This window comes from Empedobacter sp. UBA6745, from assembly GCF_002453775.1.
In the GTDB taxonomy this organism is placed as follows: Bacteria; Bacteroidota; Bacteroidia; order Flavobacteriales; family Weeksellaceae; genus Empedobacter; species Empedobacter falsenii_C.
The window spans coordinates 25,854-38,254 of sequence record NZ_DKHL01000012.1 but is presented as its reverse complement, the minus strand read 5'-3'; the positions used below and the strand labels follow the sequence as shown (position 1 = coordinate 38,254).

The 12,401-nt window shown below is 30.2% G+C and carries 11 protein-coding genes; 7 read left to right on the top strand and 4 right to left on the bottom strand.

What is annotated here, in order from left to right:
• Positions 1 to 33 precede the first annotated feature (33 nt).
• From B4H69_RS04695 to B4H69_RS04675, 5 genes are all read left to right on the top strand, one after another.
• Positions 34 to 1,035: a hypothetical protein gene (locus tag B4H69_RS04695; RefSeq protein ID WP_180904575.1), complete on the top strand. Its 1,002-nt coding sequence runs from the start codon at positions 34 to 36 to the stop codon at positions 1,033 to 1,035.
• Positions 1,036 to 1,106: 71 nt separating this feature from the next.
• The gene (locus B4H69_RS04690; protein WP_135836558.1) at positions 1,107 to 1,388 is read left to right on the top strand and encodes a hypothetical protein; all 282 of its coding nucleotides are present in this window, start codon (positions 1,107 to 1,109) and stop codon (positions 1,386 to 1,388) included.
• A gap of 166 nt (positions 1,389 to 1,554) precedes the next feature.
• Complete coding sequence (locus B4H69_RS04685; protein ID WP_180904576.1) at positions 1,555 to 3,417, top strand: RecQ family ATP-dependent DNA helicase; 1,863 nt, start codon at positions 1,555 to 1,557, stop codon at positions 3,415 to 3,417.
• A gap of 2 nt (positions 3,418 to 3,419) precedes the next feature.
• On the top strand, positions 3,420 to 4,361 hold the full coding sequence (gene fmt / locus B4H69_RS04680; RefSeq protein WP_244957944.1) for a methionyl-tRNA formyltransferase: 942 nt from the start codon (positions 3,420 to 3,422) through the stop codon (positions 4,359 to 4,361).
• A gap of 132 nt (positions 4,362 to 4,493) precedes the next feature.
• Positions 4,494 to 4,781 carry an HU family DNA-binding protein gene (locus tag B4H69_RS04675; protein ID WP_019975917.1) on the top strand — a complete coding sequence of 96 codons (288 nt, stop codon included), beginning with the start codon at positions 4,494 to 4,496 and terminating at the stop codon, positions 4,779 to 4,781.
• 127 nt (positions 4,782 to 4,908) lie between these two features.
• Here B4H69_RS04675 and B4H69_RS04670 read toward each other — a convergent pair whose 3' ends face one another.
• Positions 4,909 to 6,291 carry an MFS transporter gene (locus tag B4H69_RS04670; protein ID WP_180904577.1) on the bottom strand — a complete coding sequence of 461 codons (1,383 nt, stop codon included), beginning with the start codon at positions 6,289 to 6,291 and terminating at the stop codon, positions 4,909 to 4,911.
• 15 nt (positions 6,292 to 6,306) lie between these two features.
• Entirely contained in the window at positions 6,307 to 7,632 is a 1,326-nt protein-coding gene (locus tag B4H69_RS04665) for a DcaP family trimeric outer membrane transporter (protein ID WP_280046228.1), read from the bottom strand.
• Positions 7,633 to 8,221: 589 nt separating this feature from the next.
• Here B4H69_RS04665 and B4H69_RS04660 point away from each other — a divergent pair.
• Positions 8,222 to 9,061: a GNAT family N-acetyltransferase gene (locus B4H69_RS04660; RefSeq protein ID WP_180904579.1), complete on the top strand. Its 840-nt coding sequence runs from the start codon at positions 8,222 to 8,224 to the stop codon at positions 9,059 to 9,061.
• A 42-nt stretch (positions 9,062 to 9,103) separates the two neighbouring features.
• Here the strand turns inward: B4H69_RS04660 and tyrS are convergent, their stop codons facing one another.
• A complete protein-coding gene (tyrS, locus tag B4H69_RS04655) occupies positions 9,104 to 10,306 on the bottom strand; it encodes a tyrosine--tRNA ligase (protein ID WP_180904580.1) in 1,203 nt (400 codons plus the stop codon).
• A 301-nt stretch (positions 10,307 to 10,607) separates the two neighbouring features.
• Here tyrS and ybaK point away from each other — a divergent pair, with 301 nt between their 5' ends.
• The gene (gene ybaK / locus B4H69_RS04650) at positions 10,608 to 11,099 is read left to right on the top strand and encodes a Cys-tRNA(Pro) deacylase (RefSeq protein ID WP_180904581.1); all 492 of its coding nucleotides are present in this window, start codon (positions 10,608 to 10,610) and stop codon (positions 11,097 to 11,099) included.
• A 1-nt stretch (position 11,100) separates the two neighbouring features.
• Here the strand turns inward: ybaK and B4H69_RS04645 are convergent, their stop codons facing one another.
• Positions 11,101 to 12,222, bottom strand: a complete 1,122-nt coding sequence (locus B4H69_RS04645) for a redoxin domain-containing protein (protein ID WP_280046227.1) — start codon at positions 12,220 to 12,222, stop codon at positions 11,101 to 11,103.
• Positions 12,223 to 12,401: the final 179 nt, after the last annotated feature.

Here is a 12,401-nt window from a genome sequence, read left to right as displayed (position 1 = left end):
TTGGCTTTTTGTATTTTTAACCAAACCTACTCTATGACCTTTATTTTCTTAATCTTTGGATTAGCAATTGCGGGATTTCAAACAATTATTCTCAAAGAAATTTGGCAAGTAAACCTTCGTCCAAAATGGATTTTATTCCTTATAACTCCTCTATTAATAAGTATTACAGATTATTTTTGCGACGATCAACTCACAGCTTTTGTATTTTTTGGAGCAATAGCTTCAATATTCTTTATTGCAGTTACTGGTATAATTTTTCAAAATTCTACCAATTTTGATGAAGAATCAAACAGTTTCAAACACAAAAAAAGTTACAGTGAAATTGTCCAAGATTATAATCAGCCTTTTTACCTAAATCCTGCTTGGGGAATTGCTTATCAACTCTATGTCGTTGCGATGATTGGAATTTATATTTTTGTTCCAAATGAAGTTTATGAATCTGATTTAAATTATAAATTGATTGAGCAAGATTTAGCTTTACAACTATTATCACTTTTCATATTTACTGGATTTTCCATTATTATTTTGTTATACAATTATTTAGATGAGTACAAAAACTATATTCCTTCCATTTTCAACGGAAAAAGATTAGTTGCAACACCAAAAGAAAGCAGAATTAATAAAGTAATTACCATAAGCGTTACGCTAATATCATTCATTATTTTCTGTAAATTTTGTTACGATAAAGGAATTTATTTCAGCTTGAAATCTATCTTTCAATCATTTGATTCATCATCATTTCTATCGATAAATACAGGAATTATTGCATTTATCTTTTTCAATTCCATTATCCTGATAATTAATCCATCACAAGTTGCAAAACTAAATATGATTCGCATTGCAACACTAATTCAATCTGCTTTTTTCAGTATTTTTTTATCAGCCGCAATTGCAGTTCCTTTTATGATTTTGCAAGATCAATTGGCTTACTTCAATATGAGTTCGGAAATTCTTTTATTTTTAGGATTTAATATTGTTTTATTAGTGAATGAAATTTCACTTTTTGTAAAATACAAAAAGGGTATAATCGATTAATTCTTCTAATAAATCACAGATTTTATCTAAATTTACAACAAAGCTTTGTACTTTCTGGAAACTATTTTAAAATGAAATTTAAACTTACACCAATATTAATTGTGTTGAGTATTTTAGAACTCTTCCTTTTATTTATGTCTATAAACTATCTTTTTATTGATAATAATGGTGGAAATGCCTTGGGTGGAACAATTGCTTTTTTTGGATTAATTATTTTCTTTTTTATTTTATTAATTGAACAACTTATTATAATAAGTATAAAAATTCCGATAAAATTTATTTGGATCATTGAATCTATAGTCTTATTGATTTCAATTATTTATGTTTATTATAATGGGATATCTATCGGATAATATAAAAAAGATATAAACTCATTAAATATAAAAACCAAAAATTACTCAATTTCTTTGCTATAAAAACATAAAATTATTTACAATTAAAAAATAATTAACTTATGAAGTTTTAAGTTTAAACATAAAATCACAGATTTTATCTAAATTTACAACAAAGCTTTATAATTTGACACCAAAAGAAATTCTTTTTAAGTATTGGAATTATCCTTCTTTCAAAACGCCGCAAGAGGAAATCATCTCAAGTGTTTTGGAAGGGAAAGATACGTTGGCAATTTTGCCTACTGGTGGCGGAAAATCTATCTGTTATCAAGTTCCAGCGATTATTTTTGATGGTTTAACATTGGTCATTTCGCCGCTTATTGCGTTGATGAAAGATCAAGTTCAAAATTTACAATCCAAAGGAATTTCGACGGCATATATCACCAATGAAATTGATCAAAATACGATTGGGAAAATTTTGGACGATTGTCAAAACAACAAAATCAAATTACTATATGTTTCACCAGAGCGTTTGCAAAGTAGAATTTTTGTTGAACGATTGAAACAAATCAATATTAGTTTGCTTGCAGTTGACGAAGCACATTGTGTTTCTGAATGGGGACACGATTTTCGCCCTGCATATCATCGAATTTCGAGGTTAAAAACTATTCTTCCTAAAGTTCCAATCCTAGCATTGACAGCAACGGCAACAGAAAAAATTCAGCAAGAGATTGTAGAAAAATTAGAGTTAGATAATCCCAAGGTTTTTAAATCTTCTTTAAAAAGAGAAAATCTTTCGTACAATGTTTTTCTTTCTGCTGATAAGAAAAATGATTTGATTTATTATTTAAAAAAATATCCTGGTTCGAGTATTATTTTTGTTCGAAATCGAAAATTAACCTATGAAATTGCTAGTTTTTTAAATCAAAATGGTTTTGCTGCCGATTTTTTTCACGCCAAATTAACCAAAGACGAAAAAGAACAAAAGCAGAAAAATTGGATGTTGAGTAATTCGAGAATTATGGTTTCGACAAATGCGTTTGGAATGGGAATCGACAAGCCAAACGTTCGTACCGTTTTTCATATCGATTTACCGCAAGGAATTGAAGCATATTACCAAGAAGTTGGTCGCGCTGGACGTGATGAACAGGAATCACATGGAATTTATTTGTACAATCCTGATGATCGAATTCAGGCAGAAAATATTTTCAAAGCGAATTTACCTTCGCAACAAGATTTTATCAAAATTGGGAATTGTTTGTTTAGTCAATTACAATTGGCTGAAGGCGAATTAACGGAAATGAATTATCAGTTGGATATTCCAAAATTTGCCGAAAAATTTGGTTTAAATCTTAAAATGGTTCTTCAATTTTTAGAATTTCTCAATACGAAAGAAATCATTCAGCAAAAAAATTATTCACAAAATAGTAGCATTCAAATTTTAGCGTCACCACATTCGATTAATTTGAATGAAAACCGAATTTTTGATTATTTACAACGTCATTATCCTGGAATTTATACTTATAATAGAGAAATTTCGGAAAGTAAAATGGCGTTCGAATTGCACATGAGTATTGGCGACATTAGAAATAGTTTGCACGAATATGCAAAAAATGGTTCTATTGATTATTCGGATCGATTTTTAGCGCGATTTAGATTTCTTGTTCCGCGCGATTCGAATGCGTTTAAAAATAAATTGTGGAAAGATTTCGAATCAATTCAAGTGAATAATTGGAAACGTTTGCAAGCAATGGCTTATTATACCGAACAAAATACTATTTGTAGAGAACGTTTGTTATTTGGCTATTTTAATCAAAAATCTGATCAAAATTGTGGTAAATGCGATGTTTGTCAATCCAAAAAACAAAACGAAAGCTTTAATTCATCTGATTTGATTGAATATTTGAAAGAAGGTACAAAAACGCAAGCCGAAATCCTTTCAAAATTCATAAATTCGCCAAAAGATAAAATCGTCGAAGAATTGCAATATTTGATAGACGAAATGCGAGTTCAACCAATTGGATTCGATTCTTATAAACTAATAGAATAAAAATGCGAGTAGTCTTTATGGGTACGCCCGAATTTGCGGCGACATCTTTGAATGAAATCAATACAAATAGTCATCACGAAATAGTTGGAGTTGTTACTGTCCCAGATAAACCGTCTGGTAGAGGGCAAAAAATGAATATTTCTGATGTCAAAAAATATGCAGTTGAACATAATTTGCCTTTGGCTCAACCAGAAAAATTACGCGACGAAGCTTTTATCGAAACATTAAAAAGCTGGAATGCTGATGTTTTTGTAGTTGTAGCTTTTCGTATGTTGCCACAAGTTGTTTGGTCCATTCCGTCGAAAGGAACTTTTAATTTACATGGTTCACTTCTTCCGCAATATCGTGGTGCAGCGCCTATCAATTGGGCTGTGATGAATGGCGATCAGGAGACTGGAGTAACGACTTTTTTAATTGATGAAAAAATTGATACTGGAAATATCTTAATTTCTGATAAAGTAGAAATTGGAGAAAATGATAATGTAGGAAAAATTCATGATGAATTGATGCATATCGGTGCAAAATTAGTTGTGAAAACGTTGGATGGTTTAGAAAATGATTCATTAAAACCGCATCCACAAGACGAAACAACAGAATTGAAACATGCTCCAAAAATCTTTAAAGAAGATTGTAAAATAGATTGGAACGATTCTATCAATGCTATTCACAACAAAATTAGAGGACTTTCTCCTTACCCTTGTGCGTGGACAACTTTTGGAAATGGCGAAAATTTTAAATCGTTAAAAATATATGCTGGTCTAAAAACGGATATTGTTGTTGATGGAGAAGATTATCAATTAATTTTACAAAAAAATAACCTTTATATCAATCTACCTCAAGGAGTTTACGAAATTTTAGAACTTCAACCCGAAGGAAAGCGCCGTATGACAGCCAAAGATTTTATCAATGGACATCAAAACGAGGATACCTTATTCGTAAAATAAGTACTTATTTACTGATTTTTGACACAAATTTCATAAAATTTTGCATTTTTCTTGAAATTTATTGCGTTGAAACTTGCACAAATAAAGGGAAAGAGTATATTTGTGTATAAATTAATTTAAAAAGTTACAACTATGAACAAATCAGAACTTATCGATGCAATTGCAGCTGACGCTGGAATTTCTAAAGAAGCTGCTAAAAAAGCCTTAAACTCATTTACAGAAAATGTAACTAAAGCTTTAGCAAAAGGAGACAAAGTTGCTTTAGTAGGATTCGGTACTTTCTCAACTTCTGAGAGAGCTGCAAGAACAGGTATCAACCCACAAACTAAAAAAGAAATTAAAATTGCTGCTAAAACAGTAGCTAAATTTAAAGCTGGATCTGAATTATCAGGAGCAGTTGATACAAAAAAGAAAAAATAATATTTCTGATACAATAAAAAATCCACTCGTTTGAGTGGATTTTTTTATGCCTTGAAATTTAATTAATTCCTCAAAAAAAATCCTTCAAGAATACTTGAAGGATTTTTACATTTTATCTAATATTGATTTAATTATCTTCTGTTAAATCTGTTTTGTACGTTTCTGGAATTGTAAAGTAATTCACTAAAATCGCAATAAAGATTAATATCAATGGATAAGCTAATCCAATATAAGGCGACATAGCTGCCGAAACGATAATCGTACTTTTGATTAATTCTGTGACAAAAGTCGTTGCTCCACCAATAAATCCATTCCCCATATTTTGCGCAAATCCCATACTTGTGTAACGAATTTTAGTTGGGAAAATTTCTAACATAAATGCACCAAGTGGTCCGTAAGTTGCTGCTCCTGCAATTGAAGTAATTAAACTTACAATGACAATTCCGAAAACTGCTAAATTCGAAATATCATGAACTTCTTTCAATCCTTCTGGATTTCCTAATTTCATGTACAAGAAAAATGATAATGGAATTAAGATAAAACTACAAATCATTCCTCCTAACATAACTGGTTTACGCCCGATTTTATCACTTAATGCTCCAAACCATTGATAGAAAAATGAACTAAATAATGTAGAACATAAAACAACAATTAAAACTGTTTCGTAAGGTAAATTAACCGCTCTTTGCAAGAAGAAAAGAGTTACGAATAATGTTGTTTGCATAATTGTACTTTGAGCAGCATTTCCTCCAAAAATTGCTTTCAACATCAATTTTACATTTCCTGGCGTTGTAAAAGCATCTTTAATTGGTGTTTTAGATGTTTTTCCTTCTTTTTTTAATTGTTCGAAAATTGGACTTTCATGTAAACGTTGACGAATAAAGTAACTCAAAATCACTAATATTCCACTAAATAAAAATGGAATTCTCCATCCGAAACTTGCAAAAGCTTCTTCTGATAAGAATGATTGTGTTAAGAAAACAACTGTTAAACATAATAATAATCCAATTGGAACAGTTGCTTGAATAAATCCTGTATAAAATCCTCGCTTTTCTGCTGGCGCATGTTCTGCTACATAAATTACCGCACCTGCATATTCTCCACTAATTGCAAGTCCTTGCATAATGCGGCAAAACAATAATAAAACAGGAGCAAACCAACCTACACTATCAAAAGTTGGAATACAACCAATCAAGAATGTTGCTGCTCCCATCATAATTAAAGAAACTAAGAATGAATATTTTCTACCAATACGATCCCCAATACTTCCAAAAATTAATGATCCAATCGGACGGAACATAAATGATGAAACCACTACGGCAAGTGTTTCTAAGAAATGTGACGAACCATCGTTAGGAAATAATTGTGTTGATAATACACTAGCTAAGATGATTGCCAAGAACATATCGTACCATTCGATTAAGGTTCCGACAGATGATGCTAAAATAATTTGGAATATATTATCCTTCTTCGCTACTGTTTGCGAAGTATCTAAAGTATTTGTACTCATGTTTTTTGTGTGATATTAGAAGTTAAATAATGTTGTAAGTTGAAATCTATTGTTATTTGCTAAATATTTGTTTTCGGTTCCCGTACCTTTTATCGTCGCATCTGCCCATTGTGCTGTACTACGATCATATTCGAATCTAAATTTTAAGGCTTTGCTTAAGGTAAGATCTAAACGAGGAACTACTTTGTACAAATAATTTACAGTACGTGTACCTGGAGTTGCCGAAATTGCGCCCCAATTTGTCGTTACACCATAAGATGTTGATGCAATTGCTCCTTCTACTGGATTTTTCACACCATTATTTCTAACATAACCTGCAAACAATCCGAACGAAAATTTTCCTGTTGAGTTTTGTTGCAAATCAATCCACATACTATGTGTATTCATCGGTTTGTATGTTTCAACAGCTGTCGGACTTGTTTGATAGCCTACAATTCCACCTAGTTGTACAAAAGATGACGCATCTTGCATCAAATATCCAGCAACAGTAACTTGTAAAGGTTTTGTATTTAACTTTGAATAAGCCATAAATGAAACATTTTCAACTCGTTCATTAGACTTAACAGGAGGATTTCCTGAAGATAATTTTGGTTTCAAGTTTTCATATTGTGCACCAATTCCGGCAGTAAAAACTTGTGATTTATATTGAAATTGAAGATGAGCCGCTGGCATTCCACTATTTCGGAAAGGCTCTGTATTTGGAGTAAAATCTCTTTGAGAATGTAAAGCAGCAATAACTTTAAATTTGTCAGTAAATTTATGCGTTAAACGAACTTGAGGATTACGATTTAAAGCATAAACAGGCGCACCAGTTCCATAATTTGCAACATTTGGTAAAGCTTCTAACACAACGAAAGGATGCCAATATTGTCCAATCCCTAATTGCGTTTTCTCCCAATCCAACATCACATATGCGTGACGCAAACGAAACTCGTTGATTCCTCCTTCTGTTGCTCCAAAAAATTCTCCCTCTAAAATACCAGAAGTTTTAGCCCCAAGTAATTCTGGACCTTTCAAATTAACGCCAGCTCTCGAAACAATTGACAACATGTGAAATTTAGAAGCTGCATTGATATCAGCACCGTTTACATCCGATAAACGATCTTTTGGATAAAGCGGCACTAAAGCCTCTCCTGCTCCAATCATTTGACGAGTATCCATAAAAATATCATTCCTGATAAATCCATAAAACTGCACATCAACTTTGTCTTTGTTTTCTTTTGGTTGTATTAATTCTACTTTTTCTACAACCACACTATCTGTCGTTTTCTGTTGAGCAGAGACATAGCTATAGCTGCAAAATATAGCTAGACAAGCCAATTTTGTTAAATTTTTACTCATTTTTTTTGTGATAATTTGAACGACTAAAATAATCAAAAGAAAAAAACTAACAAATGTTCGTTAATCATTTTTTAATAAATTTTTAAAGCTTTATTAAATTCATCAAAATTTTAAATAATTTTTGAGAAATAGATATTTTGAAATAAGTTTTGGAAAGAAATTTTGAGAATTTGACATTTTAATTAGTGTACGAAATACACTTAACTTGAATTCTTCGAGGAGTATTTTTCAAAAAAAATCGAGAGAAGAATAATTGTTTCAACAAATGAGGAGAAAGTTAGACTTCTCTCGTAGTTTTAGTTTTAAAAATGTATGCAAATTTATCGATTACAGAATTTTCTTCAGCATAATCAATAATAAGCTTATGTTAAATCATAAAAAAAAGAAGTTTTCTTAATTCTATTTACCATCCTCTACACTATTTTTAAAATTTATGTATAATTATTCAGTCAATATTATTAAATAAATTATATTTTTATCAAATTCGGATTACATACTTCAAATAAAATTCAATCTTTACTAATTTTTTAAGATTTTTTTTAGAAAAAACTTAAATGTTGGGGCTATTTTTGCTTTGCAAATTACAGCTATGCAAACAAACATTGAAATACACTCATTAACTCATGTTGATTTGGAAGAATTATCAGCCTTATATAATCTTTCTTATCAAAATTATTACGTTTCTATCAACCTTTCGACTGAACAATTTCAGGGAAAATTAAAAATGGAAGATATCAATCTTGATTATTCTGTAGGTGCTAGTATTGATGGAAAATTAGTTGGCTTTTTACTTTATGGAATTAGAAATTATAATGATGTAAAAACAGCTTATATTGGTGGCACAGGCGTTTGTCCTGAACATCGCGGAAAAAAAATAACACAACAAATGTTAGATTTTAGTTTTCCCAAATTGAAAGAACAACAAGTGAAAAACATATTTTTAGAGGTAAATACTAAAAATGATTTTGCAATTAACGCTTACGAAGCTTGTGGTTTTGAAAAAACAAGAACTTTAAATAGTTACAAAGGAATTCCTATTTTGGTCGTAAATCCATTACATGAAATTGTAGAATTTAGTGATTTAGATTTGATTACAAGTGAAAACTTTTGGGACATAAAACCTACTTGGAAAAATGATATTCAAAGTGTAAAAAATATCCTCGAAGATTGTCAAATAAATGGAATTTATGAAGATGGAATTTTAGTTGCTTACAAAATTATCAACAAAAATAATACACGTATTTATCAATTTGGTGTTCATCACGATTATAGAAATCGTTATTTAGCTTCAATTCTTTTCAGCGATTTGAAGAACAAAGAAATTAAAATGATTAATGTTGACGAAAGAGAAATCTCTACAAATGATTTTATTCAATCGATGGGATTAGAATTGTACGACAAACAATACGAAATGAAAAAAGAATTATAAATCAAAAGCCTCTGTTTTAGAGGCTTTTTTTCATTTTATTATTTACTTCAACTCGAAGAAATCTCGTTTTCCTATTTTAATTTTAGTTTCTGTTTTTAATTCAAAATCATCAAAAGCATCCATTTTTTTTTCTCCATTAATTTGTACAGCGCCGCTTTCTATCAAACGTCTAATCGCATTTCTCGACAAATCTTTCTTTAATTGATGACAAACATCTAACAATGTAATTTTATCATTTTCAAAGTTTAAAGAACTAATTTTAATTGATTCAAAAACTCTATTTTCATCATTTCTTTTCTGAAATTGATTATTAAAAAATTCCTCTGATTTCTCAGCTTCTTTATCAGAGTGATATTGAGTAATAATATTTTTTGCAACTAATTTCTTAATTAACATTGGATTATCTGTTTTTAATCGTTCATTCAGATTTGTTTTTTCTTCAATAGAAAAATCAGTTGCTAACGCAATGTATTCTTCTAATAAATCATCTGGAATAGACATCGTTTTCCCAAACATTTCATTAGGCTCATCCGTCAAACCAATAATATTATTCAGTGATTTACTCATCTTTTCTTTTCCATCTGTTCCTCTCAAAAGTGGCATACACATCACAATCTGAGCAGCTTCTCCATTCGTTTCTTGCAATTGGCGTCCCATTGTACAATTAAATAATTGATCAGTTCCTCCCATTTCAATATCTGCATTTATTTGAACAGAATCATAAGCTTGTAAAATTGGATAAACCAATTCGTGCATTGCAATCGGCGTATTTTCTGTGAAACGTTTATTAAAATCATTTCGATGCATTAATTGTGCAACAGTAACTTTTGACAACAACTGAATAACATCTGAAAAAGGCAAATGATCTAACCAATCCGAATTAAATACAATTTCAGCTTTATTCACATCAATAATTTTTGACAATTGATTGATATAAGTTTCTGCATTTTTCTGTACTTGATCTACATTCAGCGGTTGACGACTTTTGTTTTTTCCTGTCGGATCACCAATTTGAGCTGTAAAACTACCAACCAAAATGACAATTTGATGTCCTAAATCTTGGAATTCTTTCAATTTCTTCAATACAACGGCATGACCAAGATGCAAATCGGGTGCGGTAGGATCAAAACCTAATTTGATTCGCAATGATCGGTTTTCTTTTTCAGCTAATTTTAATTTTTCTTCCAATCCATTTTCTGGTAAAAAAATAGCTACATTTTCTTTTAAACTTTTTAGATTTTCCATGATTTTTTTAAATAAAAAAAGCCCGAGCAAAACTGCTCGGGCTTGTAGATTATGATTAAATTTTTGACGTACAAAATTAATACGAAGTATACACATAGTCTACCCGAGCAAATATTGTACGATAATAAGTGCTAAAAAATGGTAAACGTAATATGTGTTGCAAAAACTTCATTTGTAATGCAAAGGTAAGAATAGTTTTGAGAATAGAAATTTTCGTTCAAAAAATTATCTTAATCAATAATTCTATAGAAAAATCCTTTATAAAAGTTTTTCGTAATAACTTTGTGTAAATTATTATAGAATGAGCAATAAAACTGCTAAAACAAATGCAGTCCGAATTTTAGACACAAACAATATTTCATACGAATTACGCGAATATGAAGTTGATGAAGAACATATTGATGCTTTGCATGTTGCAAATTCATTGAGCGTAAATCCAGAAGGAATTTATAAAACTTTGGTTTTGAAAGGAAATGTAGAACCATTTTTAGTTGCCGTAATTCCTGCGAACACGCATCTTGATATGAAAAAATTTGCTAAAGTTTCTGGAAATAAAAACTGCGAAATGCTTCCGTTGAAAGATTTACTCAATGTTACAGGTTATATTCGTGGCGGTTGCTCACCTATCGGAATGAAAAAGCAATTTCCTACTTATATAGAAGAACTGGCAATTTTGCAAGATCAGATTTGTATTAGTGCAGGAAAAAGAGGTTTACAAATTATTCTAAATCCCGAAGATTTAAAAAATTTAATTGAGGCTAAATTTGAAGATATTACACAATTTGATTCATAATTTATTTATTATTCAGAATAATTTTTTCTAAAATAGTTGGAAATTTTGCTTCATCTTCAAACGTCAAATCTGGATTCGCATACACAATAATTCCATTTTTATCAATCACATAAGTCGCTCTATTATTGTAACCTAAACGATTATAAGAATTATACAGCAACGAAATTGCATAATTCTCATCATTCAAATACGTAATATTATTTGTTCGCAAAGCTGATTTCCATAATTCTAACAACGGATTTGTAGAACTAGAAACTGCGTAACTTTTTACATTCTGCAACAATGGATTATGATCGATTAATTGAATTTGAGCAGCACAAGTCATTGCAGCTTTTGTATCAATCGAAGTAAAATCAGGCAAAATTTGTCCACTAAACGCCGCAGGATAAAACGTTAAAACTTTAAAAGTCGATTTATCATCCAAAAATTTCTCTGTTGAATTAGTCTTATAATTTGGGCCATTCAACATAAAATCTGGTGCTTTATCGCCTACTTTTAAGGTGTTATTATCTGTGATATTTACTTCTATGTTATCTATTTTAGACGTTCTTTTAATCAATCTTTCCAAAGGTTTTAGATGTTCGCCTTGCGCACGATAATCATTATCTCGCATCAAAATTTTATTGTTTTGATCCACTAGAAAAAGAATCGAACTTTCTACTAAAACATTGTTAGAATTTGACGTAGGAATTATACTCGATATTGAATTTTGCTTGAAAGGTTTCAAACCAATTTTATTGTAAACTTTTCCAGTTTCATCATAAATCACCTTCGTTCCATCCAACTTATTTTGGTTGGTCGTTTCATTAAAAGCAAACGTTTGTTGCGGTTCTTTACTCCATTTATCATCTTCATTTACAATATAAATCACATCAATTTTTGGAGAATTTTGAGACGAAAATGCCAAATTCTTTACAAAATAATAATTCAGCGAAGTTGTCATCATGCTCGCATACGGATTCGTTTTGTATAAACTTGGCGTAAATACAATAATTTTCAAGTTTGAAGATTGATTGATACTTTCAATTTTATTAATCGGAAACTGAGCACCAACATTCAAATTTTGAGCTTTTGTAAAACAAAAACCGCATATAATTAACACTATCGAATAGATTCGTAACATAAAATGTTTATTTTAAATAAACTAATATATAAAAACTACCACAAGATAACTAAAATTCTACTTTCTCAAAAAAACTATTCATTAAATTCTCATTAGAATTGACGATTAACTTTTGAAATTATCGAGTCTTTTTCGCAGTAAATCAGTTATCTTTGCGTTGATTTTAATTTAAAAATTAC

Coding starts and splice junctions, on each gene's coding strand:
- B4H69_RS04695 (WP_180904575.1), top strand. CDS start 34: ATGACCTTTATTTTCTTAATCTTTGGATTAGCAATTGCGGGATTTCAA.
- B4H69_RS04690 (WP_135836558.1), top strand. CDS start 1,107: ATGAAATTTAAACTTACACCAATATTAATTGTGTTGAGTATTTTAGAA.
- fmt (WP_244957944.1), top strand. CDS start 3,420: ATGCGAGTAGTCTTTATGGGTACGCCCGAATTTGCGGCGACATCTTTG.
- B4H69_RS04675 (WP_019975917.1), top strand. CDS start 4,494: ATGAACAAATCAGAACTTATCGATGCAATTGCAGCTGACGCTGGAATT.
- B4H69_RS04670 (WP_180904577.1), bottom strand. CDS start 6,291: ATGAGTACAAATACTTTAGATACTTCGCAAACAGTAGCGAAGAAGGAT.
- B4H69_RS04665 (WP_280046228.1), bottom strand. CDS start 7,632: ATGAGTAAAAATTTAACAAAATTGGCTTGTCTAGCTATATTTTGCAGC.
- B4H69_RS04660 (WP_180904579.1), top strand. CDS start 8,222: ATGCAAACAAACATTGAAATACACTCATTAACTCATGTTGATTTGGAA.
- tyrS (WP_180904580.1), bottom strand. CDS start 10,306: ATGGAAAATCTAAAAAGTTTAAAAGAAAATGTAGCTATTTTTTTACCA.
- ybaK (WP_180904581.1), top strand. CDS start 10,608: ATGAGCAATAAAACTGCTAAAACAAATGCAGTCCGAATTTTAGACACA.
- B4H69_RS04645 (WP_280046227.1), bottom strand. CDS start 12,222: ATGTTACGAATCTATTCGATAGTGTTAATTATATGCGGTTTTTGTTTT.